Origin of the sequence: Campylobacter concisus (assembly GCF_050447485.1) — a bacterium.
Taxonomy (GTDB): Bacteria; Campylobacterota; Campylobacteria; order Campylobacterales; family Campylobacteraceae; genus Campylobacter_A; species Campylobacter_A concisus_BQ.
In genome coordinates this window covers 205,318-230,878 of sequence record NZ_JALMFY010000001.1, presented here as the reverse complement: position 1 = coordinate 230,878, position 25,561 = coordinate 205,318, and the positions used below count along the sequence as shown (strand labels likewise).

Here is a 25,561-nt window from a genome sequence, read left to right as displayed (position 1 = left end):
TTAAAAATATACTTTAAGAATAATGCAGAAAATTTTATTTAAAAATGAGTAAAAACACGCCAGACACGATAAGACAAACAGCTAAAATTTCTTTTAAATTTAGCCTCTCACCAAGAAATATGACAGCCAAAATGATAGCCAGCACGACGCTAAATTTATCAACCAGCGCTACTTGATAGACCTTGCCTGCTTGCATAGCTTTAAAATACATGAGCCACGAAAGCCCAGTCGCCATGCCACTTAATATGAGAAAAAGCCAGTTTTTGGGACTTAACGAGCTTAGCGGTTGCCATTTTTTAGCCACGCTTAAAAGCAAAACAAGCATCAAAATGACAACGACCGTTCTTATAAATGTCGCAAAATCGCTGTCGATGTCCTTTACGCCTAGCTTTGCAAAGATCGCTGTAAGTGCAGCAAAAACAGCCGAAAGAGCTGCGTAGATAAACCACTCTGGCATCTTTTTCCTTATAAATTTAAAGGGGCAAATTTACTTCGCCCCAAGCTAAATTTATCCCTCGTAGTCACCAAGCATATCAAGCGTAGGAGCAAAATATAAAGCCCCAGTCACTGGCGTACTAAAGTCAAGCAGCCTATCTGAGTTGCCTTTAGGCTCGCCGATAAACATCTTTTTAAGCATAAGCTCAACCGTTGAAAATGTGCTTGCATAAGCGATGAAGTAAGTGCCTGTTTTGCTGCCTTCAGTAAATGGCATATTGCCACGCACGACCTTTTTATCGTCGCCGACATTTGCAGCAGCTGAGTGTGAATTTGTAGGTTTTACGCTCTCGTCCATCTCGATGTCATACTCTTTTGAGCGGCCTATAACCTTTTCTTGCTCACTTATGCTTGTGGCGTTCCACTCTTTCATTTTGTGGAAGTATTTTTGCACAAAAACGTAGCTACCACCTTTAAATTTAGCATCCTCTTTGCCAACTTTTGCAAAGTGGTCTCTATCTTCGCCGTCAGGATTTTCAGTGCCATCGACAAAGCCAATTATCGCTCTGCCGTCGTGGTACTTAAAGCCTTGAGTCTCATCTGTAAGCTCTGCAAATTTAAATAAAACTTCTTTGATATTTTGCGCCATGTCAAAACAGTCAGCCGCATTTAGAGCGCGGATATGGATGTGTATATCGCCCTTTGTGCTAACGGCTTCATGTTTATCGCCTTTGATAGCTTTAAAATTTACAAGCTCTTTTGGCAATTCTTTTGAAATTTCAAGCTTTTTCCAAGCATCATGACCCACGCCAAGGACGCAATTTACATTTTCATTTGCGCCAAATCTAACTTTGGCAGTTTTATTTAAATTTACAACCAAAGCACAAAGCTTAGCAAAGCCCTCTTTACATGCCTTTTTGTCGCCTTTTAAGACCCATGTTTGAAAGACTGTGTTGTTACCAGGTGTTTGTGTGACCTCTTGTGAATTTACACTCATTTTTTCTCCTTTAAATTTAATTTTTATGCGATATTTTCTAAATTTAGTTGCTCATTTATCTGCTCGTCACTATCGTCAAAGACAAACTCGACCTTATTTGCGCCAAAGCTCTTAGCTATCGCCTCAAGCGTGTCGCGAGCTGATTTGTGGATTTTGCTTTGAAGCTGCGAGATAAGGCGAACGCTCATCTTTTTCACTTCGTTTCTAGCCTCTTCTATGAGCCTATTTTTGTCCTCTTCAGTAAAAGTGCTACCAAAAAAGCCATTTAGCGAGTCAGGCAGCAAAAATGGTATAAATTTGCCATTTTTCTCATCATAAAATTTCATATCGGCGATTGAAAATTTATACTTACATGGGGGCATTTTTATCTTATAGCTAGAGTTTGCGATCTGCGTGATCTCGAGCTTTGGGCTAGTTAGATCGTAGATGAAATTTATCTCAAACTCAAATATCATCGAAAGCTTCTTTTCACTCACTAGCCACCTTAGATACTCTTTGCCGAAATTTCCAAACGCATGATCTGTCTTTGTGACGATCTCTTTGCTATAAACTTGAAAAACAGATAGCTCGCCGATGCTTTTAAGCTGCGAAATTTCAGTGCTGACTGAGACATTTTCGCTATCATCTTTTGCCTTTTTTAGCGCCTTGTTTGACCTATAAAATGCAAATGCCAAAATAGCTAGCAAGATAGCTAATATCAAATTTGCGTATTCGCTCATATTTTCTCCTTTAAAGCCCGCATTTTATCCTAAATTTGTAAAGCAAAAGAAATTTACTCACTCTGGCAATGTGATGGGGCTCTTATAAGGCATGTGAGCTCCTATTATCTTTGTAGTCTCGTCCTCCAAGCCATCAAGCACCTTTTCTCTCGTTTTTGCAGCTTGGGCTGGATCTATATCATAAGTGATAGATATGCTTGGCTCGACCTCTTGCACTGCTAGGACGTGAAGAAGGTCGGCTATAAAGATGATCTTGTCGTTATCTGCCTCAAAGCTTATCATGTTGTGCCCTGGAGTGTGGCCGTAAGCTGGGATAGCTCTGATCTTTAGAGCTCCGTCAAATAGTGGCTTTTTATGATCAAAAAAGCTCTTATCATCTTTATAAAGTGATAAAATTTCTTTTGTCCTCTCATCTTTGCCCTTCATCCAGTAGTCCCACTCCTTTTCATCTATAAAAAGCTTGGCATTTTTAAATGTCTTTTTGCCGCCATCTATGAGCCCGCCTATGTGATCAGGATGAGCGTGCGTGATGATAACGTAGGTTAGATCCTCTGGTTTTATATTGCCAAAAGTTTGCAGATCATACTTTAAAACCTCCAAGCTATCTTCATAGCCGCTATCTATGAGCGCCGTGTAGTCATCGCACTTTGCAAACATTACGTTGTGTTTGTTTGGTAAATTTTTAGTATTTGCCACAAGCTCTTTTTGCGCCTCATCTTTGGCTATTAGCTTATCTACTGGCGCATCAGTCGTCTTTAGTGAAAATACATAAAGCTTGCATCCGCCCATAGATCCTATCCATACTTGATCGTTTTGCTTGCCAACCACCTCATCATCGGCACAAAAAGCCAAAGTGCAAAACAACGCAAGGCTTAATAAACTCTTTTTCATATCTCATCCTTGAATAAATTTGCGAAATTTTAGTCCTGTAAATTTAATGAAAAATAATAATCCTTTAAAAAAATATATAAATAATAGTTTTAAAAATAGAGATAAAAAAAATTATATTTAAATAACTAATTTTAGATTAAGTCTTTTATGAAATATCTCTTTAAATGTAAAAATAGCGTAAAAAGCGTATATTTTCGTAAATTTAGCCTACGATTTTTCATTAAATTATTATTATTTTAATTAATAATTTATTTTAAGAATTTTAGAATTGATTTAAATTTTATGTAAAGGACGAGATATGAAAAGATCCGTTTCAAGCAAAAAGTGCATCCTTTTAAGTGTTGCTTGCTGCACTCTTTTGCTTGCTAATCAGCTAAGTGCTAGTGAGCAAAACAGAGGTAAATTTGGCGATATAAAAAGCTGGCAGAGCGATGAGTACAAGGCCGACTGGGGTTTAGTGAGCATGAATGCAGCCGTTGCATATGCTCTTGGAGCAACTGGCAAAGGCATAACGCTTGGTGTGATGGACTCTGGTGTGCTACTTAGCCATCCAGAATTTAGTGATGGCAGAGTAAGTGCGCTAAAAGTCTCTGGTAGCTACTATAAAGATGGTCAAAGATACCCAGATACCGAGCATGGCAACTCACCATTAGTCGGAAAAGGCAGCGATAAAAAAAATAAAAAAGACTTTGGTGACTTTAAAAAAGGTGAAGAATTTAGCATAGATGGTGACTGGATAGCTGGAGTAAACGACTCTCACGGCACTCACGTAGCTGGCACGATAGCTGCTTCAAGAGATGGTGTGGGCATGCACGGCGTAGCATTTGATGCAAGACTTATAATGGGCAATACCGGCGGTACTGACGGCATGACATATGGTCCAAATCAAGACTACTACTTCTTTTTAAATTCTTACGAAGGGCTAGCAAAGAGTGGAGCTAGAGCGATAAATAACAGCTGGGGTTCAAACCGTAAATTTTACAAAGCCTACGAAGGTGCTACCGGGTATGATGGCGGCAATAACCTAGATATCAAAGATATTGATGCTGCATATAAAAGCTACTATCCATTTGTAGTAAATGACAAAAATTTCTTAGATGCAGCCTATGAGGTCGCTACAAGATATGGCGTCATCCAAATTTTTACTGCTGGCAACAGAGACGGGATGAAAGAGTCATATACAAGAGCGATGCTTCCTTACTTTAGACCTGATGCTGAGAAGTACTGGCTAAACGTCACTGGCCAGCTAGAGGGTGACACGCAGCGCTACAACACACCTGGCCACTCAAAATGGTGGAGCGTGGCAGCACCTGCAAAACCTATATACTCAACCGTCGTTGATCTAAAAACTGGCAAGGCAGACTACGACACAAAAGGTGGCACATCAATGGCAGCTCCACACGTCACTGGCGCACTTGGTGTCATCATGCAAAGATACCCATATATGAATAACGCTCAGATAAGAGAGGTGCTACTAACTACTGCAAGGCAAGTTCATGATGATTTCAAAGAGCCAGCAGATACTAGAAAAATTTCAGGCTTTAGTGCTGCGCTTGGAGTGCCTGATGAGCGCTGGGGCTGGGGCGTAGTGGATCTATATAAGGCGATGTTTGGACCAGGTCAGCTTCTAGGCGTGTTTGATGTAAATTTAAATAGCGATGATATCTACTCAAACAACATAAGTGATGTGGCTATCAAATTTAGAAAAACAGAAGATGATGCAGAGGCTAAAATTTGGACCGAGCGCAAGGCTGAGCTAGATAAAATAGCAAATTTAACACCAGAGCAAAAAGCCGAACTTGAGATAGGTAACGCTAGAGAAAGAGCAAGAGAGCTAAGGGCAAGTGAAGGCTACGAAGGTACTCTTATAAAAAGAGGTCAAGGCACACTAAGTCTAGCAGGAGACAACTCTTACACTGGCAAGACCATAATAAAAGGCGGCAAGATCACAGCTCTTAATCAATCTCTAAAATCAAGCGACGTGATAGTAGAAAATGGCGGCGCACTAGAAATTGTAAGACAAATGAGCGTGCCAAAGGTTAGTAGAAATAAATTTACCTTGCAACTATCTTTAGGAGAAGTGACCAAAAAAAGCTCAAATGACGTAGTAAAAGCCACTATCAAATCAGGCGGTAGCTACATCGTCTCAAACGGCGCTTCAAATTTAGATCTAAACTTTGAGAAAAACTCATTTATAAACATAAGTGAGCCAAACTTAGAGATCATGCAAAGGCTCTATAACGACAGCACAAAATCAAAGACATTTACAGCAACTGGAAATTTCAAAGGCTATGAAGATACCCTTTCAAGAGAGTATGCGTTTTTTGATCTTGGCAAAAACTATAATGGCAACAAGCTAGAGCTTACTCTTAAAAAATCAAAAAATACAATGACAAGTATCGCAGCTAATGACAACCAAAAGAAAGTCGCAGAGCTCATAGAAAGTACAGCAAGCCAGCCAGCGCTACTTCCTTCACCATTTAGAAGCAGGCCAGCAGTTATCACAAGCGATCTTTATAGACACTTCATCTACACTACACCAAAAGAGGCAAAACAAACTCTAAAAACATTTGCAAATGAGGCAAATTTAGCTCAGCACAATGCATTTTTGCTAGAAAACATCATGCTTAAAAATGCAGTTATCAATCACGAATCTGACCCATTTGGCATAAGAGCAAGCGACTCAAATGGTATGAAATTTTGGTCAAATACCATGTTTGATGCTATGAAATTTAATGACATAAAAGCAAACTCTATGACACAGCTTTTTGGATTTGACGGCAGTGTAAATGACGCATTTGTACTTGGCGGCGTTCTTGGTGCTAGCACAGAAAAAGTAAAAGAAGACGGTGATGATGCCTATAAGACAAAAGGCAAAAGCATCGGCATCTACGGCAAAAGCGAGATCGCTAACACTAAACTAGACCTTGGAGTACTATACACAGATGCTAAGCGCAAAACTCAAAATAGTGCAACAATCGCAAGCTTTTACTCAAACGATCATATAAAAAGCAAAGAAAAAGCGCTTAATGCTTATGCAAATTTGGCCCTAACTAGCTTTAATACAGAAAATTTCTCACTAAATCCTTATGTGGGTGCAAGCTATCTACGCATGAAAACTGATAGCACAAGCCAAAATGTAGGAATTTTTAAGATGGATGTCGATGAAAAAACTAGAAATTTAGGCATTTTTAGCCTTGGTCTAAACCCTAGCGTACCATTTAGCCTAGGTAGCACCAAGATGAAATTTGAAGCTGATCTAGCATACAACAGACTAGTTGGCGACACAAAACCAACTATCGGTGTAAATGTCGCAAATGCTGGATATCTAGAGCTAGAGGGCAAAGAGGTTAAAAACCTTGGCACAGCTAGCCTTGGCATAAAAGCAAATGTCTATAAAAATGTAAATTTAGGCCTTTCTTACACTGGAGCTTTTGCTAAAGATGTAAGATCAAACAGCGTAAATGCTAAATTTGAGATATTGTTTTAGTTAGAAATGCTCGCTACTTTAAAAGGTAGCGAGCTTGTAAATTTAGAAGAGTTGAGTGAAAGAAAAGCCGTTTTTATTAAGTGTATCTTTGATCTTTTCTTGATGCTCAAGACCCTTTGTCTCAAGCGTGATAGTGATGCTTGCATCGCCGTAGTCAAGCTTAGTAGAGAAGCGGTCGTAGTCGATCTTGACGATGTTTGCATTTGCTGATTTTAAGCTATCAGTTAGGCTCATGAGCGCTCCTGGCTTATCTACAAGTGTGATTTGCAAGGTCATCTTGCGGTGAGACTTGATAAGACCCTTTTCGATGATGATAGAAAGCACCTGAACATCGATATTTCCGCCACTTAGCACCACGCCTATCTTTGCGCCTTTTTTAAATTTGATCTTATCATGCATAAGTGCTGCCACGCCAGCTGCGCCAGCTCCTTCAACTACGATCTTTTGCGTCTCTAGCAAGAACAAAATCGCAGTTGCGATCTCCTCATCATCGACCTGCACAAACTCATCAACGCACTCAACGATATTTTTAAGCGTTATCTCGCTCGCATCACGCACAGCGATACCATCAGCTATGGTGCGAACCGACTTTGAGTTTATGCTCTTTTTAGCGCCGTAGCTATTAAACATCGCTGGAGCGCCCTTTGCGCCGACGCAAACGACTTTGGTTTTTGGATTGACTTGCTTTATACAGCTTGCCACACCGCTAGCTAAGCCACCGCCGCCAACTGGCACTACAACCATATCAAGGTCGCTTATCTCATCAAGCATCTCAAGACCCACAGTGCCCTGCCCTGCCATGACATACTCATCGTTAAATGGATGAACAAAGGTCATATCTTTTTCTTTGGCGTAATTTACTGCAAATTCATACGCCTCATCAAAGTTATCACCTTTTAAAATGACTTCAGCGCCAAGATCCTTTGTGCCAGCTACCTTTAGAAGCGGGGTTGATTCTGGCATGACGATGCAAGCATGCACGCCAAATTCTTTCGCACTTATCGCCACGCCTTGAGCGTGATTGCCAGCGCTTGCAGCCACGACGCCACGTTTTCGCTCCTCCTCGCTTAGGCTAGCTATTTTATTGTAAGCGCCTCTTATCTTGTAAGCTCCGGTTCGCTGTAAATTTTCCTCTTTCAAATAGACATTTGCGCCTAAAATTTTGCTAAGTTTTGCACTTAGCGCAAACGGTGTTTTATTTACAAAGTGACCGATTGTTATCTTTGCTTGGATGATTTTGTTTAATGAAACCATTTTTAACTTTCCTTTTAAAATTTATCTTTTGCCTCTAGTAGCACGCCACACTCGATGTGATGAGTGTTGGCAAACTGATCAAAGAGCGCAAATTTTATCACTTTATGGCTTTTAGTAAGCTCATTTAGATTTTCTTTTAATGTCTCTGGATTGCACGAGATGTAGATGATGTTTTTGAAATTTCTAATGAAATTTATGACGCTTTCACTTAGTCCTGCGCGTGGCGGATCGACAAGGACATGCGAGAAGTTAAAGTCGCTTAATTTTATATCTTTTAGCCTATTAAACTCCCTAACGCCAGCAAATGCGCTCATCAGCTCATCAGCGTCCATGCGTAAAAATTTGATATTTTCTGCCCCATTTAGCTCGCAGTTTTTAAGGGCATTTGCGATCGAGCTTTTTGAAATTTCAGTGGCAAGGACATTTTTAAATTTAAACGAAAGTGGGATAGTAAAATTTCCATGTCCGCAGTAAAGCTCCAGCAGGTCAGCGCCACCTTGCACGCACTCTTTTGCCCAAGCTATCATCTTCTCATTTACCGCTTTATTTGGCTGGATAAAGGCATTTTCACTTAGGCTAAATTTATAAATTTGCCCTCCGACATTTAGCTCATCAACTAAATTTAGCTCGCCACTTAGCAGCTTTTGACCGCGAGATCTAGCTAAGATCATCACATCAAGCTTGCTAGCTAGAATTTTCATCGCCGCTTCAAACTCACCATCAAGCTTTTTGTGATAAAGAAGCGTGACTAAGGTGCCACTTTTACAGGCGATAAACTCCACCCCAAAGAGCTTTGTGCGTAAAATTTCATCATTTTGTAAATTTTCAAGTAGTCTTGGCATGAGATGTGAAATTTGCTCGCAGACCTTTGGACACTCATCTATAAAGACCCTTTTGCCCTTCTCGCTTGCGTGCATCGTATAGCTAAGCTTGCTGCCCTCGTGCCAGATACCAAACTCAGCCCTCGTGCGGTAGTGCTTTGGGCTTGAGCTAAAAACATCAAATTTGCCATCATAAAATGGGGAGAAATTTTGCTTAATAAGATCAGATTTAAATGAAATTTGCTCACTATAAGGGGTAAAAAGAGTGCATGATCCGCACTCTTTTAGGTATTTGCAGTCCAAATTTATGCCGCTTTCTCTTCGACTTTTTTACCGACAAATCTAACTAAAGCCCAGATCGCTAAAAATCCGCAAGGAAGTGCGATCCAAACGCTAAGACCAAGTGCGACCGGCAAGTAGCCAACAAGCACACAAACCGCACAAACGCTAAGTGCATAGATCATCTGCGTTGAGACGTGATCGATGTGGCTACATCCTGCACCCATTGATGAAAGTATCGTAGTATCCGAGATCGGCGAGCAGTGGTCACCAAAGATAGCGCCAGTTAGAACACTTGAGATATTTACGATCATATAAGCGTGCATCGCATCGCCATCTAAGCCGTAGTTTTTGCCCACTGCATAAGCTAGCGGGATAGCAAGAGGCATCAAAATGCCCATTGTGCCGTAGCTGGTGCCAGTTGAGAAGCTGATAAATGAGCCAAGGATGAAAACAGCCACAGGCAGGATAAATTTAGGCGTTGAGTCACTTAGTAGATCGACCAAATATCTTGAGGTGCCAAGCTCTTTGATAACCGCGCTAAGGCTCCAAGCAAGAAGTAAGATGACAACCGTGATGATCATAGTTTTCCAGCCCTTTACCCATGTGCTAATAGCCTCTTTTACATCAAAAATTTTGCGCCAGACACCCATGACGATAGCTACTATACTAGCAAGTAGCGCTGCTTGAAATAGCGATGTAGCAGAATCAGCTGCGCCAAAAGTATCTTTAAATGTTGAAAATGAAAGCGGATTTGCAAGTGCATTTTTAAGAGTATCGCCCTCAAGTGTAGCAAGACCGCTAAAATAAAAGCTAGTAAATGCGCCGATAACTAGCACAAGAAGCGGCACTATCGCATTTGAAGCGCTTAGTTTTACGCCATCTTTTGGCTCAAGAGTTTTATCTTCAAGGTCTTGAATTTGAGTTTTACCTGAGTGAAGCTCGCCTCTTCTAGCGCGTCTTTCAGCTGCTAGCATAGGACCATACTCGCGTTGCATCAAGGCTGTGCAGACGATGAAAAACAAGATAAAGAGGTTGTAAAATCTATATGGAATGGTCTCGATAAATATAGAATAAGCGTTTATGCCTGTCTCGCCGATTAGCTCGTAGCCCTTTTCGATGAGCGAAACCTCAAGTCCGACCCATGTAGAGATGATAGCAATACCTGCAATCGGTGCTGCTGTAGCGTCGATGATGAAGGCTAGCTTTTCGCGGCTGATTTTAAATTTATCGCTTATTGGCCTCATGATAGGGCCAACGATCAAAGCGTTTGCGTAGTCATCGAAAAATACAAAGATACCCATAAGCCAAGTTGAAATTTGAGCTGAAACGCCAGTTTTTGCCTTTTTGCTAAGCCAAAGAGCAACCGCTTTTGTGCCGCCCATCTTTGTGATGAGTGCGACCACACCGCCTATACAAAGCACTTGAAGCAAGATGCCTGAGTCGGTCTTGTCAGCCATCGAGTCAACGACCCTTGAAACGATGCCAGTAAAGCCTTTTACGATGCCCATAAAGACGTTTTCATTGATGATATTTATGAGAAACGTTCCGCTAAAAACACCGATAAATAGCGACAATATAACGTCTTTTGTGATAAAAGCAAGTGCTATTGCCACAACAGGCGGTATAAGCGTGAATACGCCGTAAATTTCAGCGTTTCTCTTTGCCACTTCTGGATCAACACCAAAAAGCGCGACACTAAAAAATAGTAACAATAAAATTTGTCTCACATAAACTCCTTAAAATTTTTCTATCGCAAGTCCAGCCCAAGTCTGCGTATTTGCCATGACTTCGACTCTGTTTATATTTACACTCCCAGGCATATTTAGACAATTTACCAAAATAGTCGCGATATCCTCAGACGTGATGAAATTTGTATTTTCATAAAGACTATCAGCCTTTGCCTTATCGCCCTTAAACCTAACCTCGCTAAATTCAGTCTTGCAAAGACCTGGCTCGATGTTTGTCACCCTGATATTTGTGCCAACTAGATCGTTTCTTAAATTTAAACTAAACTGCTTTACAAAGGCCTTTGTAGCGCCATAAACATTACTTCCAGGATATGGCCATGAGCCAGCTGTCGAGCCAAGATTAAAGATATAGCCCTTTTCTTGCTTGTAAAGTAGTGGCAAAACCGCCTTTGTAGAGTAGATAAGACCCTTTACGTTTGTGTCTATCATCGTCTCAAAGTCCTCAACCTTCGCGTCTATCGTCTTTTCTTGTCCCAAGGCAAGTCCAGCGTTATTTACAAGCACTTCGATGTCTTTAAATTTATCAGGCAGGCTATCAACTGCGTCAAAAACAGCCTTTTTATCGCGTATGTCAGCTACGATGATGTGCGTATTGCCAAGCTCACTTGCAAGCTTTTTTAGTCTATCTTCGCGCCTTGCAAGAGCGACTATCTTGTAGCCCTCTTTTGAAAGTCTTCTAGCGATCGCCTCGCCAAAGCCAGATGTCGCACCTGTCACAAAAGCTGTCTTTTTCATATCTCTTCCTAATTAAAATTTGGCTTTAAACCAAGCTCTTCTAAAAATTTAATATTTTTTTCGTTTTTATCTTTAATCGCATAATCAAGCGCGTTAAATCCCGCATCATCAGTGGCGTTCATATCGGCACCGTTATCTATCAAAAGCTTTAAAATTTCTGGCGTCGCGTGAGCTGCTGCATGCATGAAAACGCTTCTGTTTGTATGCTCCAAACCACACGTATCTTCTACTTGCATCATGCCTAAATTTATCATATTCATCTTAGACTGCTCGTCGATGTAGCTCTCGTTTGCATTTGCCCCGCTTTTTAGCAAAAGCTCGCAAAGAGGCGCATCCTCAAACTGCACAGCATAAAAAAGCGCACTTTTGCCAAAGAAATTTTTGTGATTTACATCGGCTCTATTTTTAAGCAAAATTTTTACACTTTCTAAATTTTTAAGAGCAAAAAATAGCGGTGTCTCATCGCCTAAATTTAGATCCGCCCCGCGCCTTATGATCTCTTCTATCATGTCGCTACTTTTGTCATTTAGCAGTGCGATATCAAGTAAATTTGTAAGCTCAGCGGTGGTGAAATTTTTAGAATAAAGCAAATTTGCAAGCTCGTCTTGGCTTAGCTTTTGAGCCATCATCTTTTGCTCAGAAGTTAGAGTTTTTGCCTTATTTACCTTCTTGCCGACACTAAAGCTTAAAAACTCATTTATCACGCTAGTTGCGTAGTAGGCGGCGCTTGCACTATCAACGCCTAAAGCCTCATAAAATTTAACCAGCGGAGTTTGAGCGTTTTTATAAGCTTCGCTGAATTTTTTATATTTTAAAAAGTTAAACAAGCTCTCATTCGCCCAGTATCTAAAGTACTCCATCTGAGCGTCTTTTTGAGCCTCAGCCGCTTCTGGCTTTGCAAGCTCTTTTTGATAGAGAAGAGGAGCAAACGAGGCTTTTAGCAAGATCCATCTAAATTTATTTAAATTTTCTCTATAAACGCCCTCGCCAACGCAGCTTTGAGACTCACTTCTCACAGCCACGCTCGCATCAAAAAGCTCTTTTACCTCTTTTAAATTTAAAAGCGAGCCATCGCAATAAAATAGCCCCTCATTCGCATAAGCAAGCTCGTTTGGAGTAGTTTTAAAGCTCTCTTTTTTAGCAAGATCACTGCACTCTAATGCGTGTAAATTTACAAAAAGAAAACTGCTAAAAAAGAGAAAAAAAGCTACTTTTTTCATCAAAGCTCCTTAAAATTTCGCGATATTGTAACAAATTTATATACTAAACTCGCTTATTTCATTAAAATTTAGGTATTTATAAATTTGATCTTTGTTTAAACTAAGACTATCTCTTACTATTTTTTTATACTCATCAACGCTTGGCAAACGCCCTAGTAGCGCGCATACAGCGGCTAGCTCGGCACTTCCTAGATAGACCTTTGCGCCCATGCCCATTCTGTTGTCAAAATTTCTTGTTGAGGTCGAAAAAACAACGGCGTTGTCGTTCACCCTTGCTTGATTACCCATGCAAAGCGAGCAGCCTGGCACCTCTGTCCTAGCATTTAGCCTCTTAAATATCTCATAAACGCCCTCATCTTCAAGTGTCTTTTTATCCATTTTTGTTGGCGGAGCGATCCAAAGCCTAGTAGTGAGCTTGCTCTCACGCTCTAAAATTCTAGCAAGCGCCCTGTAGTGCCCGATATTTGTCATACAGCTGCCCACGAAGACCTCGTCGATATCGTGCGCTCTTTTGCTATCAGCTAAAATTTCACTTAGCGTCGCCACATCGTCTGGGTCGTTTGGACAGGCGAGGATCGGCTCGTCTATCTGCGATAAATCAATCTCCAAAATTTCAGCGTAGCTTGCGTCTTTGTCGGCTCTTAATAGAGTTGGATTTTCCAGCCATTTTTGCATCTTCTCTTTTCGTCTAAGCAGCGTTTCATGGCTCTCATAGCCTGCTTTTATCATTGCCCCTATTAACGCAACGTTTGAGCGAACGTACTCCGAGACGCTTTCAACGCTTAAATTTACCACGCAAGCCGCCGCCGAGCGCTCAGCCGAAGCATCACTTAGCTCAAAAGCCTGCTCCACTTTTAGGCTCTCAAGCCCCTCGATCTCTAAAATTTTGCCCGCAAAAATGTTCTTTTTATTCTTTTTCTCAACGCTTAAAAGCCCTTTTTTGATAGCAAAATAAGGTATCGCATTAACTAAATCTCTAAGCGTCACGCCCTCTTTTAGCTCACCTTTAAATTTGATCAAAACTGACTCTGGCATATTTAGCGGCATCATGCCAAGCACCGCCGCAAACGCCACTAGACCGCTACCTGCTGGAAAGCTGATACCAATAGGAAATCTCGTGTGACTATCGCCACCCGTGCCAACCGTGTCAGGCAAGACCATGCGGTTTAGCCACGAGTGGATGACGCCGTCACCTGGTTTTAGGCTCACACCGCCACGAAACGTCATAAATTTAGGCAAGCTCTTTTGCATCTCGAGGTCGCTTGGCTTTGGATAAGCAGCCGTGTGACAAAAGCTTTGCAAGACAAAATCCGCCCCAAAACTAAGGCTAGCAAGCTCTTTTATCTCATCTCTAGTCATGGGCCCAGTGGTGTCTTGCGAGCCAACGGTCAAAATTTCAGGCTCCACGTATGCCCCAGCTCTCACGCCAGCCTTTCCGCAAGCCTTGCCGACCATCTTTTGAGCAAGCGTATAGCCACCGCCTAGCTCTTTTGGCTGATCTGGCTTTATGAAGATCTGCTCCTCGCCAAGCCCCAAGGCTTCTCTAGCCTTTTTAGTCACTTGCCTACCTATCATCAAAGGTATCCTGCCGCCTGCTCTTATCTCGTCGCTTAGGGTGTTTGGGCTAAGTTTAAAGTTTGCCACGAGCTTTTTTTCGTTGCCTGCGAGCTTATAAATTTCGCCTTTAAATGGATAAATTTCTATCTCATCGCCCATTTCTAGCTCATTTACGTTTGCGACTATCGGCAGCGCGCCGCTATCTTCAGCGGTGTTAAAAAATATCGGAGCTATGGTTGTGCCGATCACGATGCCACCGGTTTTTTTGTTTGGCACGCCCTCTATCTCATCGCCAAGGTGCCACTGAATCGAGTTTATACCGCTCTTTCTGCTGCTGCCAGTGCCGACCACATCGCCAACGTATGCCACACTCTTGCCGCGACTTTTTAGCTCTTTTAGGATTTCTAAACCCTCAGGCATCTTTTTAACCAGCATCGCTTTTGCGTGAAGCGGTATGTCAGCCCTTGTATAGGCCTCACTTGCTGGGCTTAGATCATCTGTATTTGTCTCGCCAGGCACCTTAAAAACCACTGCCTTTATGCACTCATCAAGTGGCTTTTTATGCCTAAACCACTCGGCATTTGCCCAAGAAGCAAGCACCTCTTTTGCAAATTTATTGCTATTTGCTAGCTTTACTATCTCGTCAAAATATTCATGCACCAAAATGATATTTTTTAGCTCATTTGCCGCAGCTTGTGCGATAGTTTCGTCGCTATTTTTTAGCGCTCGCACCAAAATTTCTACGTTATAACCGCCAAGCATCTTGCCTAAAATTTTAATGGCACGAACCGCATCAAGCCCGTCTATTTTAAGCCCATCTATCACCTCGCCAAGAAATTCTGCCTTTATCTTTGCCGCGTCATCAACGCCAGGATTTACACGATTTGCGAGCAAATTTATAAGAAATTTTAGCTCATTTTGCGCCTTTTCATCGCCACTAGAGTTGCCAGCAAGTCTCATTAGCTCGCAAATTTCGCTTGTTTGCTTGACGTTTAGCGCAAGCGGTGGCACGCCCTCTTTTTCTCGCTCACTCACGTGTTTTTCGTAGTCGGTAAAAAAGCTCATAAATTTCCTTTGTGATTTTGCTCGTTTTTAGTCCAAAATCGCTGATTTTGCTTGCATTTTATCAAAAAGCAAAACAATCTAAAGTAAAATTTGCCCAAAAATTCAAATTTCAAGGAGCAAATGTGTCAAAAGCCTACCTAAAATCACCCATTGGAATTTTGCAGATCGTTGCTAGTGAAAATGGAATTTGTGAGATAAATTTTGTAGATAAATTTGAAAAAGTTGCGGTAAAAGATGAAAATTTAAAGCTTTGTTTAGATGAACTGGAGGCCTATTTTAAGGGCGAGCTTAAAAAATTTAGCGTTAGACTTGATATAAAAACGACCAAATTTAGAGCCAAAATTTATGATGTTTTGCAAAAAGTGCCATACGGCGAAACGACTACCTACGCAGCTCTAGCACTTGCTGCTGGCCATAAAAACGCTTACCGTGCAACAGGCTCAGCAAATGCCAAAAACCCAGTGCCTATCATCGTCCCTTGCCACAGAGTGCTCTCTCACAGCGGCCTTGGTGGCTACTCAGGCGGCGAGGGTCTGCCAACTAAAATTTGGTTACTAGAGCACGAAGCCAAGCATAAATAGTTAGAAATTTAATGTTTAGGAAGTCTCTTAAATTTAAAATTTGAACTGGCATATCACGGCTCTAAATTTTAAATTTACTGGAGTTTCAAATCGCATGCAGTGCGTCAGCACTATTGCATGCTACCGCTAACGTGCGAGGGGATTAGGGGATTTAAAAAGGGGGATAAGGGGACGGCTTCGTAATTCAAGTCCCCTTGTCTCCCCTTTTTGATAAAGCAAATTTAGAAATTTAATTAAGCTGTCTTTGCAAATTTTAAAACTTTACTCACTCGCCTTAGCAACTTACCAAATTCAGGTCTCGTTATCACTTGCCACTGAATTTGGAAGCGTGATATGCTCGCTCATAAATTTTAAAATTTGCTGGAATTTTCTTGAGTATTAAATTTAAAGTTTAAAGCAGAAAAACAAGTAGTCTAAATTCACATAGCTCTCTAAATTTAGAGAGCTATGCTTTGTGTTTAATTGTAGTAGTTTATTTTTAGAATTTCTTCTTCCTAACCTCTTCAACAATAGCTTTAGCCATCTCATCTACTTCTGATGTTACTTCGTTTGCTTGGTTGGCAATTACAACGTTTTCTTTTGTTAGGTGATCTATTTGAGCAACTGATTCATTTATCATATTTATGCCTTCGCTTTGCTCTTTTATAGATTCACTCATCTCATTTATTGATTGAGCTAATACATTTGTATTTGCTTCTATCTCACCTAGAGATTTTTGAGTACGTTCAGCTAGTTTTCTAACTTCATCAGCAACAACTGCAAATCCTCTGCCATGTTCTCCAGCTCTAGCTGCTTCTATTGCAGCATTAAGAGCTAGAAGGTTTGTTTGATCTGCTATATCTCTAATGATAGTTATGATGTTTTTAATTTCATCACTTTGTCTTATAACATCAGCTGTCTTTTGAGAGATGGCATTCATTGAGCTACTCATTTGCTCAACTGCTGCTGCGCTTTCTTGTAAGCTATTTGCTTGAGTATTTGCTGAGCTTGCTACTTTAGATACTGAGCTAGCTAGAAGTTTTGCTTTTTCTTCTAGTACTTGAGCTTGGTTTAAATTTGAGTTTAGCATAGAGCAAACTACCTCGCCCATGTTTGATACTCCAAGTATCATAGCCTTTAGGTCAGCCTCTAGCTCTTCATTTATCTCAACCTTTGCTGTAAAGTCATTTTTAGTATATGAGCTAAGGACGTTTGTAACGCCTTTTAGGTTTTCAGAGATAGAGGCGAAGAATTTATTTAGTAGCTCTTTTAGCTCATTTAGCGATGGGTTATTTGGAGTTGAGTCTATCTTTGCTCCAAGGTTTCCTTTGATCATTAAATTTGCTACTTGATTTAGCTCATCTATCATCGTGCTATCTTTTTTGATGCCGGCTACGACCTTATCTATATTTTCATTTATAGCCTTACTCATCACACCAAATTCATCCTTTGATCTTATCTCAAGCTTGCTTGGTGCTTTTGCTTCATAAGTTACAAATTTAAATAGATCCTCAAGCTTTTCTTGGATAGTTTTTATCGGATTAAGAGATCTCTTGAGTAAGAAATATACAAAGGCTGATAGGATCACGATAAAGACAACAGCCATGATGGCTTGGATCTTTAGTAGTGGCATGGTCTGACTAGTAAAAGTATCAGCATTTATCGCAGCAACTGCTAGCCAGCCATCGTCATTTAGTGGCAAAATTTTAGCCAAGACGTTTTCATTTTTTGCGTTTTTATATGAGATTAGCCCATTTTCATCAAAGTCCTTGCTAGCAAATTTAGTCGCCAAATTCTTGGTCGCTTCAACAGAACTATTTATAAGACTTTCGTCATCATGTAATAAGATAACACCATCTTTGTCCATAAAATAGACATAGCCAAACTCAGTTTTACCCATCTTTAGAAGCTTTTTGCTTAAAAGCCTGATATTAACATCAGTAAATGTAGCTCCTAGAAGCTTGCCGTCCTCTACTATCGGTGTAGAGAAAGTCATGCACAGATCGTGCTCTGGAGCGACCATGTCTATATATGGCTTTGTAAAGATGGTTTTTCCACTACTCTTTGCGGCGATATACCAGCCCCTACCCCTTGGGTCGTATTTATCTTTTTCTGGGGTTAAAATTTTACCGTTAGAGCCGAAGGTATGGCCATTGCTCGCCGATGCAAAATAGGCGCCTATAACTATTGATTTTAAATTTTCTTTTGTAGATTTTAAACGGGCAAGAATTTCATCATCGTTGCCAACGCTTCCCGTTAGTTTGTCGGCGAGCTTTTGCGAATCCTCCATGTAGTCGCTCACAAAACTTTGCGTCACAGACTTTATGTCAGATAGAATTTGATCTTGGTTTTGGCTGATCAGCTTCACCACCTCCTCTTTTGCGTTAAAGTAGCTAACAGCCGACATCGCAGCAAAGCATACACTCAAAAGAACAATAAGCGTCAATGCGATCTTGTTTGATATAGATCTCATTTCATCCTCCTTGTGAAATATTAGTAGAATTATAATATTTAAAATATAAATTTAATCTTTTATTTTAAATAATATTTTATATTAAATAGTGATTAAATCTATAAAAATAACGTAAATTAGCGATATATTAGAAATTTTTTTAATTAAATTTGATTTATTTTATAAAATATACTTAAAATAAAATATTTAGTATTAGCATAAAAATAGGCTTATATACTAAATTTATACTAGATAAACTTAAACAAAAGAGAAACTTATTAAATTTGATGTGAAATGCTAGTTTAAATTTGTGAGTAACCTACGAAAATTTGATCTAGAAAGTATTATTAAATTTAGCCAGAACCAAAATGAACTGGCTAAATTTGGAATATTTAAATTTCTTTATAACCGACTATATTTAGCCCAAAACCAGCTAAGCTTACAAATTCTTTATTTTTATTTGAGCTTAGAAGCTCGATATCCTTTACGCCAAAGTGATTTAAAATTTGCGCTCCAATGCCATAGTCTTTGCTCGAATTTTGGTTGTCGCTATCTAAAAAGATCAAAATTCCACCATTTTGGCTTAAAAATTTGATAGTTTTTAAAAGCTCGTCATATTTTGGACTGCTCAAAAGCTCGTGATCGGCGAGGATCTTTTGAAATTTGACATTTGCCTTGCTCTTTGGCTCACCAAAAAGATAAGCTGAGTGGATTTTGCCTTTGTGATCTGTAATATCGTATCTTATAGCCGCGCAGTCTGCGATCATAACGTCACTTTTTTCGCCAACTCTTATGAGGCTTTCATGGCTTAGCCTATACTCAACAAGATCAGAAACGCTGATCATATTTAGCCCAAATTTCTTACAAAACTCCTCCAAGTAGTCGCGTCTTGCCATTGTGCCATCTTCTTTTACTATCTCGCATATAGACGCCATCGGGCTAACGCCAGCAAGCTTGCAAAGATCGACCGAGCCCTCTGTGTGACCTGTGCGAACAAGCACGCCGCCATTTTTGGCGATGAGTGGGAAAATGTGCCCTGGGCGCACGAAGTCTTCAGGCTTTGAGCTGGCCTCTGCTGCAAGCCTGATCGTCATATCGCGCTCATATGCGCTAACGCCCGTTGTTGCGTCTTTTGCGTCGATCGTAACCGTAAAAGCTGTCTCGTGGCTTGATGTGTTTTTAGCTACCATTAGCGGCAGATCAAGCCTTTTTGCGTTCGCCTCGTCCATCGCAAGACAGAGCACACCCTTTGCATGAGTGATGGCAAAATTTACCTTTTGCATATCGCTACTAGCTGCTGAAAAGACTAGATCGCCCTCATTTTCGCGGTCCTCATCATCGACCATAACGACCATTTTTCCATTTTTTATATCTTCAATCGCTCTTAATACATTTTCAAGTGCCATAATTATCCTTTTATAAATTTTTACGATTATATTGATATTTTGATAACTAAGAGATAAAAATAATATTTTTTCTTTGCCGACAATCACTTTTGAGAAAAAAAGAATTTACACCAAAATTTAAGCTTTTGAGACTAAATTTAACTATTTAGTAGGATAAATTTATCTCACAAAAGCATAAAATTTAAATGCATATTTCGTGATAAAACCAATTTTGACTTTAAATTTTAAAATATGCCTTAGACAAAGACAAATTGCTATTTTAGTTCGCTGATGACGATATGAAAGATAATTGAAATTTACATTAAATAAAAAAGTATAGTTTGATAAGTAGGTTAAAAATTTAAATATTTTTATTTAAAAACGCGAGGCAAATTAGGCTCTCATCATTATTTTAGCTATAAAAGTAAAAAAAATTTAATAGAGAAAATATATTCAATCTGTTTTAAGACAATATTTTATGTATTATTTTACATATTATTTAACAGAATATTTTTATAAAAATTTTGCATTAAAATTAAAAATAAAGACAAAAATAAAAAGAAATAGAAAAAATTTAAAAGTAGATGGCGCAGCGGACGGGGCTCGAACCCGCGACCTCCGCCGTGACAGGGCGGCATTCTAACCAACTGAACTACCGCTGCACCTAAAGTAATGGTGGTCGCTATAAGACTCGAACTTATGACATCCACCTTGTAAGGGTGGCGCTCTACCAACTGAGCTAAGCGACCTAAAATTTAAAATATCTGGCGACCCTTAGAGGATTTGAACCTCTGTTCCTACACAGAGAAAGTAGAGTCCTGAGCCACTAGACGAAAGGGTCATAAACCCAAAAAAATGGTGTCCTGCGTTGGATTCGAACCAACGGCCCCCTCATTAAAAGTGAGATGCTCTACCGACTGAGCTAGCAAGACATGATTATTTAAAAAAGAATTGAGATTATACAAAAAACATTATTATATGTCAAGAAAAAACCTGCTATATCCGATCGTCTTGATATATTAAGATCAAAACCAAAAAAATACTATACAATTGCATCCAATGCATCCAACTTAGTAGACAAAAGATGCTCTCTTTATGAAAATATTTTTTATAAATTTTACACTTAGTATCATTGTAGTATTTATTGTAACATAAGTGTTTTTCTTAAGGATATACTTTGTTCCAACAAGCTCAATGGAGCCAACATATAAGATTGATTCGGTATGAAACGCGTCTTCGCTGTTGGCGATGACGAGATTCAGTTCGCTTGCGATGGTCTTTATTTAAAACGTCCGCAAGATAAAGAATTTATTTTTGATCCGTATAAAGAACAATTTACAGGCATACACTATGATGAAGATAGTGTAATAATATTTAATACATTAGAACATGAGTATCAAAAAGAGCTAAAAGAAACTATTAATGGCGCAGATACCTCAGAAATAGCTTCATCTAAATCAAATTTTGATACTCAAGATTGTCAAAATGCTTTTATATGTAAGTTAGAAAAAGATACGTTTTTCATGGTTGGCGACAACCGTAATCACTCTTTTGATAGTCGTTTTTTCGGTGTAATTCCATACAAATTTTTAGTTGGTAAAGTTAAATGGTAGGTATTTTGACACAATTTAGAAAAACGTCTTGACCAAAGATAAAAATGAAGCAAATTATCAGATCAATGAAATTTTAAGAAAATTATGAAATCTTTTGTCAATTATAATTAAAACAAAAAAATATATGAATTTATAAAACCCGCTTGTAAATACAAGCAGGTTTTAAAATATTTTTATTTCTCTAGTTTCTCTTTAAGTTTTTCTTTTTTAGATTTAGCTTTTGAAGCAGCTTTTTCTTTCTTTTCTTTTACTTTGTCAACAACTTTGTCTTTTTCATCTTTTGCTTTTTCACTCATACTAGTTTCATCATCTTTATTAGAAGTTAGCTCTTCTTTAGTTTTAGAAGCTTTCTTTTTAAATTTATCTTTTTTATCAGAGATTTTTTCTTTCATCTCATCTTTTGCCTCATCTATTTTCTTCTTACCAGCTTTTGCTTTTTCGCTTACTTCGCTCTTGCCAGTAGTAGAAATTTCACCTTTTAGATTATCAAAAGTTTTATCGCCGATACCATTTACATTTTTGAGATCGTCGATTGAGTTAAATTTATTTGCTTTTCTATACTCGATGATAGCATCTGCTTTTGCACTGCCGATACCATCAAGACTCATAAGCTCCTCTTTTGTAGCTGTGTTTAGATTGATTGCTGCCATAGCCAAAGATGCAATAGCTGCAAGTGAAACCAATATTTTTTTCATTTTTATTCCTTAAAAGTAAATTTGAGATAAAATTCTAGCAAAGAGTGATTAATGAAGTATAAATATGAAGTAATATAAAAATGATTTTAAATATAGTTTATAGGAGAAAATCCCTGAAAATTTCAGGGAAAAAGTTTTATTTTCTAAGTTCGCGGATCTTAGCTGCTTTACCACGTAGTTCACGTAGGTAAAATAGTTTAGCTCTTCTAACACGACCTTTTCTAAGAACCTTTATCTCTTCTATAGAGTCGCTAAATATTGGGAAAATTCTCTCAACACCAACACTGTTAGCACCGATTTTTCTGATAATAAATGTTTCGCCAGTACCGCTACCACGTCTAGCTATACAAATGCCTTCAAAATTTTGAATTCTTGTTTTGTCGCCCTCATGAATACGAGTAGCCACACGCAATGTATCACCTGCACGGAAGTCAGGGATATTCTTACCAGCAATTTGAGCATTTTCAAACGCTTCAATGTATTTATTTCTCATGTTTTTCCTTATTTATGTGGCTTTAGCTTTTGATATAAATCAGGGCGAAAGTACCTTGTTTTGCAGTGAGCCATCTTGTTTTTTAAGTTGTGGATTTTAGCATGATTACCCTTTAAAAACTCTGAAACCACAAAGAGGGATTTAAAATTATCAGGTTTTGTAAAAGATGGAGCTTCAAGCAGATTACCCTCAAAACTCTCCACTTCAAGGCTCATGTCGTTTCCTAAAACTCCGGGCACATTTCTTGATATCGCGTCACTCATACAAAGTGCGGGCAGCTCTCCGCCAGTTAAAATAAAATCACCTATACAAAAAACTTCGTCCGCCCAAAGTTCAACAACTCTCTCATCAAGACCTTCATATCTACTGCAGACAAAACAAATATGATCTTTTTTAGAGAGCCTCTTTGCATCATTTTGACTAAATTTTTTACCGGCTGGTGTCAAAAAAATAACATGGGTATTTTTGTCTTTTACTTTTAAAAATTTGATCGACTCATCCAAAGGCTGTGGAAACATCAAAAGCCCTGCTCCGCCTCCGATCATATAATCATCAACTTTATTGTGCTTATCGTTGGTAAAATTTCTTGGATTTATGAAATCAATTTCTATAAATTTATTGCTAATTGCACGTTTTAAAATAGAATCACAAAAGTAAGGTTTGACTAAATTTTCAAAAAGTGTAATAAACGTAAATTTCATGAATTTTCTAAGATATCTCTAGCACCTTTTACTAAAATCTCTCCACTTTCCAAATTTACGCTTTCGATAAAGCGCTCCAAATATGGAATGTAGAAATTCTTTGGTTTGCCGGCTACGATAAGCTCTTCGTCTGTTTTTATGTATAAAAGTGAATTTGCAAAATTATCTTGAATATCTTCTACAATGCCTAAAATTTCACCATTTTCTACTACTTTTAATCCAATAATATCAAACTGAAAAAATTCATCTTTTTTTAACTTGCAGTTTTTTCTAGTGAGCTCTTTTGTAGTGTAGATAGTTCTATTTACAAGTGTTTTGGCAAGATCTAAGTCATCAAAATTTTCAAACAAAACCAGCTCTTTTTGTTTGTTGTAGTCTTTTATGATGAGCTGATCATTGTTTTTATCAAAAAAGGTTGCGCCTTTTTTAAATTGTTCTGGGAAGTCGCTCTTATTGTGAAGCTTTAAATAGCCCTTTAAACCAACACATCTCCCAATGGTAGCGACTTCAACAATATCACTATTCAATAGCTTTTACCGTTACTCTATAACTTGTATTGTCTTTGGCTTTACAGCCAATAATAACGGTCTTTATAGCATTTATCATTTTGCCGTCTTTGCCAATAAGTTTTCCAGTATCAACCTTATCGGCACTTATAATAATCTCGACAAAATTTTCACCAAGCTCTTGACGCTCGATAGTTACCTTTTCAGGAAAATCAGCTATCAGCTTGGCATATTCGTATAAAAAATTTTCAACCATTATTTTGTAATTTGCGCAACTCTATCGCTAAGTTTAGCGCCAACGCTTTTCCAGTAGTCTAATCTCTCTTTGTTGAAATTTATAACATTTGGCTCAACCATAGGGTTATAATAACCAATGCTCTCTATCCAACCGCTATCGCGTCTTTTTCTACTATCTGTAACAACTATACGATAAAAAGGTCTTTTTTTACGTCCCATTCTTGTTAGTCTTACTACTGTTGCCATATTATATTCTCCTCTTGTTTTTAAATAAAGCTTAAATTTAGATAACAAATATCCAAATTTAAACCCTTTTATCAAACAGGTCTTTTTAAATTTGCTTGTGAAAGCATATTTGCAAGTCCTTTTGCTCCGCCTTTTCCTGAAAATTTCTTAGCAAGCTTTGAGGCATTTTCAAACTGCTTTAAAAAGCGATTTACTTCTACTTGAGATAGTCCAGAGCCAGCTGCCAAACGCCTTTTTCTGCTATTGTTTAAAAGGTCTGGATTTTCACGCTCTTTTTGCGTCATAGAGTTTATCATAGCTTTAATATGCAAAATTTCTTTTGAATTATCAAGGTCTATATCTTTTATCTGATTTGCAAGTCCTGAAAGTCCAGGTATCATCCCCATCAAAGACTTCATGCTACCAAGCTTTTTAACGCTTTCCATTTGATCTAAAAAGTCGTTAAAGTTAAACTGACCTTTTTTTATCTTTTGATTTAGACGTTTTGCCTCTTTTTCATCAATAATAGTCGATGTTTTCTCAACCAAAGTAGCTAAGTCACCCTCGCCCATTATACGGCTTACGATACGATCTGGTATAAAGCTCTCGATATCAGCTACTTTCTCGCCAGTACCGACAAATCTTAGTGGGATATTTAGCTGTTTTGCTATACTAATAGCTACGCCGCCCTTTGAGTCAGAGTCAAATTTAGAAAGAATAACTCCAGAAATTCCCAAAATTTCATTAAAGCTTGTAGCTGTTTTTACAGCATCTTGTCCACTCATAGCGTCAGCTACGTAGAAAATTTCATGTGGATTTATCGCATTTTTTACATCTTTTATCTCTTGCATCAATTTTTCATCGATCGCAAGACGACCAGCGGTATCCACTAAAAGCACATCATAAAGACCGCTTTTTGCTTTTTCCAGCGCTTCTTTTGCTACTTTTATAGGGTTGTTTTCATTTTCTATATAAAAAAGATCGATCTCATTTGCAACGCAGAGCTGTCTTAGCTGCTCAACAGCTGCTAATCTTTGCAAGTCACAAGCAGCAACTAAAACTTTTTTCTTTCTTAGTTTTAGATAGTTTGCAAGCTTGATAGTTGTCGTTGTTTTACCACTGCCTTGCAAGCCAGCCATCAAAACAATAGTCGGTGCAACTGGCGCATAGACAAAGCCTTGATTGCCAGGAGCTGTTAAGATAGTCGTTAAATTTGACTTGATCGCATCTAGGAAATTCTTTTGGCCAACGCCGGTTTGCTTTAGTTCGCTTTCGATAGACGCGAGTAGATCTTTGGTGACTTTATGGTGAACATCAGCTTTTAAAAGAGCTTTTTTAAGCACGTCAAGTGCGTTTTTTAGAGCTTTTTCGTCATCTACAAAACGTATCTTACTAACGGCTAATCTAAAAGACTCGCTAATTTGTTCGAACACTAATCACCTTTCTAAATTGTTATTAAAGGGCGTATATTACTAAATAA

22 protein-coding genes, 4 tRNA genes and 1 pseudogene are annotated in these 25,561 nt (G+C 38.7%); 3 read left to right on the top strand and 24 right to left on the bottom strand.

Going from position 1 to position 25,561, the window contains the following annotated elements; translation table 11 throughout:
• Positions 1 to 34: 34 nt before the first annotated feature.
• From MTT29_RS01220 to MTT29_RS01205, 4 genes are read right to left on the bottom strand one after another with little or no spacing between them, the layout of a single operon-like run.
• The gene (locus tag MTT29_RS01220) at positions 35 to 457 is read right to left on the bottom strand and encodes an EamA family transporter (RefSeq protein WP_429799520.1); all 423 of its coding nucleotides are present in this window, start codon (positions 455 to 457) and stop codon (positions 35 to 37) included.
• A gap of 51 nt (positions 458 to 508) precedes the next feature.
• Positions 509 to 1,432 carry a Dyp-type peroxidase gene (locus tag MTT29_RS01215; RefSeq protein WP_429799519.1) on the bottom strand — a complete coding sequence of 308 codons (924 nt, stop codon included), beginning with the start codon at positions 1,430 to 1,432 and terminating at the stop codon, positions 509 to 511.
• A gap of 23 nt (positions 1,433 to 1,455) precedes the next feature.
• Positions 1,456 to 2,151, bottom strand: a complete 696-nt coding sequence (locus MTT29_RS01210; protein WP_012139892.1) for a DUF4230 domain-containing protein — start codon at positions 2,149 to 2,151, stop codon at positions 1,456 to 1,458.
• A 57-nt stretch (positions 2,152 to 2,208) separates the two neighbouring features.
• The gene (locus MTT29_RS01205) at positions 2,209 to 3,042 is read right to left on the bottom strand and encodes an MBL fold metallo-hydrolase (RefSeq protein WP_103590786.1); all 834 of its coding nucleotides are present in this window, start codon (positions 3,040 to 3,042) and stop codon (positions 2,209 to 2,211) included.
• A gap of 298 nt (positions 3,043 to 3,340) precedes the next feature.
• Between MTT29_RS01205 and MTT29_RS01200 the strand changes: the two genes are divergently transcribed.
• Entirely contained in the window at positions 3,341 to 6,532 is a 3,192-nt protein-coding gene (locus MTT29_RS01200; protein ID WP_429799518.1) for a S8 family serine peptidase, read from the top strand.
• 42 nt (positions 6,533 to 6,574) lie between these two features.
• Here the strand turns inward: MTT29_RS01200 and ilvA are convergent, their stop codons facing one another.
• The 6 genes from ilvA to MTT29_RS01170 are packed head-to-tail and all read right to left on the bottom strand — an operon-like array spanning position 6,575 to position 15,214.
• The gene (ilvA, locus tag MTT29_RS01195) at positions 6,575 to 7,786 is read right to left on the bottom strand and encodes a threonine ammonia-lyase (protein WP_009293964.1); all 1,212 of its coding nucleotides are present in this window, start codon (positions 7,784 to 7,786) and stop codon (positions 6,575 to 6,577) included.
• 14 nt (positions 7,787 to 7,800) lie between these two features.
• Positions 7,801 to 8,910: a tRNA (uridine(54)-C5)-methyltransferase TrmA gene (trmA, locus tag MTT29_RS01190; protein ID WP_429799517.1), complete on the bottom strand. Its 1,110-nt coding sequence runs from the start codon at positions 8,908 to 8,910 to the stop codon at positions 7,801 to 7,803.
• 2 nt (positions 8,911 to 8,912) lie between these two features.
• Positions 8,913 to 10,616, bottom strand: a complete 1,704-nt coding sequence (locus MTT29_RS01185; protein WP_429799516.1) for a Na+/H+ antiporter NhaC family protein — start codon at positions 10,614 to 10,616, stop codon at positions 8,913 to 8,915.
• Positions 10,617 to 10,625: 9 nt separating this feature from the next.
• Positions 10,626 to 11,372: an SDR family NAD(P)-dependent oxidoreductase gene (locus MTT29_RS01180; protein ID WP_429799515.1), complete on the bottom strand. Its 747-nt coding sequence runs from the start codon at positions 11,370 to 11,372 to the stop codon at positions 10,626 to 10,628.
• Between the two features lie 8 nt (positions 11,373 to 11,380).
• Complete coding sequence (locus MTT29_RS01175) at positions 11,381 to 12,592, bottom strand: ankyrin repeat domain-containing protein (RefSeq protein WP_429799514.1); 1,212 nt, start codon at positions 12,590 to 12,592, stop codon at positions 11,381 to 11,383.
• A gap of 36 nt (positions 12,593 to 12,628) precedes the next feature.
• Positions 12,629 to 15,214 carry a bifunctional aconitate hydratase 2/2-methylisocitrate dehydratase gene (locus MTT29_RS01170; RefSeq protein ID WP_429799513.1) on the bottom strand — a complete coding sequence of 862 codons (2,586 nt, stop codon included), beginning with the start codon at positions 15,212 to 15,214 and terminating at the stop codon, positions 12,629 to 12,631.
• Positions 15,215 to 15,336: 122 nt separating this feature from the next.
• Here MTT29_RS01170 and MTT29_RS01165 point away from each other — a divergent pair, with 122 nt between their 5' ends.
• Entirely contained in the window at positions 15,337 to 15,795 is a 459-nt protein-coding gene (locus MTT29_RS01165) for a methylated-DNA--[protein]-cysteine S-methyltransferase (RefSeq protein WP_429799512.1), read from the top strand.
• Positions 15,796 to 16,273: 478 nt separating this feature from the next.
• On the opposite strand, the gene MTT29_RS01160 is transcribed toward MTT29_RS01165, so the two are convergent.
• From MTT29_RS01160 to MTT29_RS01130, 7 genes and pseudogenes are all read right to left on the bottom strand, one after another.
• Positions 16,274 to 16,864 carry a methyl-accepting chemotaxis protein gene (locus MTT29_RS01160; RefSeq protein WP_429800438.1) on the bottom strand — a complete coding sequence of 197 codons (591 nt, stop codon included), beginning with the start codon at positions 16,862 to 16,864 and terminating at the stop codon, positions 16,274 to 16,276.
• A 597-nt stretch (positions 16,865 to 17,461) separates the two neighbouring features.
• Positions 17,462 to 18,181: pseudogene (locus tag MTT29_RS01155) on the bottom strand (PDC sensor domain-containing protein); the annotation flags it as partial.
• Between the two features lie 437 nt (positions 18,182 to 18,618).
• Positions 18,619 to 19,632 carry a bifunctional 3,4-dihydroxy-2-butanone 4-phosphate synthase/GTP cyclohydrolase II gene (locus MTT29_RS01150; protein ID WP_429799511.1) on the bottom strand — a complete coding sequence of 338 codons (1,014 nt, stop codon included), beginning with the start codon at positions 19,630 to 19,632 and terminating at the stop codon, positions 18,619 to 18,621.
• A gap of 564 nt (positions 19,633 to 20,196) precedes the next feature.
• Positions 20,197 to 20,273, bottom strand: a tRNA-Asp gene (locus tag MTT29_RS01145).
• An 11-nt stretch (positions 20,274 to 20,284) separates the two neighbouring features.
• Positions 20,285 to 20,360 (bottom strand) — tRNA-Val (locus MTT29_RS01140).
• A 16-nt stretch (positions 20,361 to 20,376) separates the two neighbouring features.
• Positions 20,377 to 20,452: transfer RNA gene (locus tag MTT29_RS01135), tRNA-Glu, on the bottom strand.
• A gap of 15 nt (positions 20,453 to 20,467) precedes the next feature.
• Positions 20,468 to 20,543: transfer RNA gene (locus MTT29_RS01130), tRNA-Lys, on the bottom strand.
• Positions 20,544 to 20,834: 291 nt separating this feature from the next.
• Here MTT29_RS01130 and MTT29_RS01125 point away from each other — a divergent pair.
• Positions 20,835 to 21,224 (top strand): S26 family signal peptidase, encoded by a 390-nt coding sequence (locus MTT29_RS01125; RefSeq protein ID WP_429799510.1) that lies wholly within the window; start codon positions 20,835 to 20,837, stop codon positions 21,222 to 21,224.
• 173 nt (positions 21,225 to 21,397) lie between these two features.
• Here MTT29_RS01125 and MTT29_RS01120 read toward each other — a convergent pair whose 3' ends face one another.
• From MTT29_RS01120 to ffh, 7 genes are all read right to left on the bottom strand, one after another.
• Entirely contained in the window at positions 21,398 to 21,919 is a 522-nt protein-coding gene (locus tag MTT29_RS01120; RefSeq protein ID WP_429799509.1) for a ComEA family DNA-binding protein, read from the bottom strand.
• 136 nt (positions 21,920 to 22,055) lie between these two features.
• On the bottom strand, positions 22,056 to 22,412 hold the full coding sequence (gene rplS / locus MTT29_RS01115) for a 50S ribosomal protein L19 (protein WP_002941851.1): 357 nt from the start codon (positions 22,410 to 22,412) through the stop codon (positions 22,056 to 22,058).
• 8 nt (positions 22,413 to 22,420) lie between these two features.
• Positions 22,421 to 23,113 carry a tRNA (guanosine(37)-N1)-methyltransferase TrmD gene (trmD, locus tag MTT29_RS01110; protein ID WP_429799508.1) on the bottom strand — a complete coding sequence of 231 codons (693 nt, stop codon included), beginning with the start codon at positions 23,111 to 23,113 and terminating at the stop codon, positions 22,421 to 22,423.
• On the bottom strand, positions 23,110 to 23,640 hold the full coding sequence (gene rimM, locus MTT29_RS01105) for a ribosome maturation factor RimM (protein WP_429799507.1): 531 nt from the start codon (positions 23,638 to 23,640) through the stop codon (positions 23,110 to 23,112). Before rimM ends, trmD begins: the two co-directional genes overlap by 4 nt.
• Positions 23,633 to 23,875, bottom strand: a complete 243-nt coding sequence (locus MTT29_RS01100) for a KH domain-containing protein (protein WP_009293991.1) — start codon at positions 23,873 to 23,875, stop codon at positions 23,633 to 23,635. The genes rimM and MTT29_RS01100 overlap by 8 nt, the downstream gene beginning before the upstream one ends.
• Positions 23,875 to 24,102: a 30S ribosomal protein S16 gene (rpsP, locus tag MTT29_RS01095; protein WP_009293992.1), complete on the bottom strand. Its 228-nt coding sequence runs from the start codon at positions 24,100 to 24,102 to the stop codon at positions 23,875 to 23,877. Before rpsP ends, MTT29_RS01100 begins: the two co-directional genes overlap by 1 nt.
• A gap of 71 nt (positions 24,103 to 24,173) precedes the next feature.
• Positions 24,174 to 25,514, bottom strand: coding sequence for a signal recognition particle protein (ffh, locus tag MTT29_RS01090; protein WP_103575948.1), 1,341 nt, complete (start codon positions 25,512 to 25,514; stop codon positions 24,174 to 24,176).
• Between the last annotated feature and the right edge of the window lie 47 nt (positions 25,515 to 25,561).

Bases quoted from the DNA above. Each gene is read 5' to 3' on its own strand.
- MTT29_RS01120 (WP_429799509.1), bottom strand. From the start codon at position 21,919: ATGAAAAAAATATTGGTTTCACTTGCAGCTATTGCATCTTTGGCTATG.
- MTT29_RS01205 (WP_103590786.1), bottom strand. From the start codon at position 3,042: ATGAAAAAGAGTTTATTAAGCCTTGCGTTGTTTTGCACTTTGGCTTTT.
- trmD (WP_429799508.1), bottom strand. From the start codon at position 23,113: ATGAAATTTACGTTTATTACACTTTTTGAAAATTTAGTCAAACCTTAC.
- ilvA (WP_009293964.1), bottom strand. From the start codon at position 7,786: ATGGTTTCATTAAACAAAATCATCCAAGCAAAGATAACAATCGGTCAC.
- MTT29_RS01200 (WP_429799518.1), top strand. From the start codon at position 3,341: ATGAAAAGATCCGTTTCAAGCAAAAAGTGCATCCTTTTAAGTGTTGCT.
- MTT29_RS01220 (WP_429799520.1), bottom strand. From the start codon at position 457: ATGCCAGAGTGGTTTATCTACGCAGCTCTTTCGGCTGTTTTTGCTGCA.
- MTT29_RS01160 (WP_429800438.1), bottom strand. From the start codon at position 16,864: ATGCTAAACTCAAATTTAAACCAAGCTCAAGTACTAGAAGAAAAAGCA.
- MTT29_RS01210 (WP_012139892.1), bottom strand. From the start codon at position 2,151: ATGAGCGAATACGCAAATTTGATATTAGCTATCTTGCTAGCTATTTTG.
- MTT29_RS01125 (WP_429799510.1), top strand. From the start codon at position 20,835: ATGAAACGCGTCTTCGCTGTTGGCGATGACGAGATTCAGTTCGCTTGC.
- MTT29_RS01150 (WP_429799511.1), bottom strand. From the start codon at position 19,632: ATGGCACTTGAAAATGTATTAAGAGCGATTGAAGATATAAAAAATGGA.
- rpsP (WP_009293992.1), bottom strand. From the start codon at position 24,102: ATGGCAACAGTAGTAAGACTAACAAGAATGGGACGTAAAAAAAGACCT.
- rplS (WP_002941851.1), bottom strand. From the start codon at position 22,412: ATGAGAAATAAATACATTGAAGCGTTTGAAAATGCTCAAATTGCTGGT.
- MTT29_RS01180 (WP_429799515.1), bottom strand. From the start codon at position 11,372: ATGAAAAAGACAGCTTTTGTGACAGGTGCGACATCTGGCTTTGGCGAG.
- MTT29_RS01100 (WP_009293991.1), bottom strand. From the start codon at position 23,875: ATGGTTGAAAATTTTTTATACGAATATGCCAAGCTGATAGCTGATTTT.
- MTT29_RS01170 (WP_429799513.1), bottom strand. From the start codon at position 15,214: ATGAGCTTTTTTACCGACTACGAAAAACACGTGAGTGAGCGAGAAAAA.
- MTT29_RS01175 (WP_429799514.1), bottom strand. From the start codon at position 12,592: ATGAAAAAAGTAGCTTTTTTTCTCTTTTTTAGCAGTTTTCTTTTTGTA.
- MTT29_RS01215 (WP_429799519.1), bottom strand. From the start codon at position 1,432: ATGAGTGTAAATTCACAAGAGGTCACACAAACACCTGGTAACAACACA.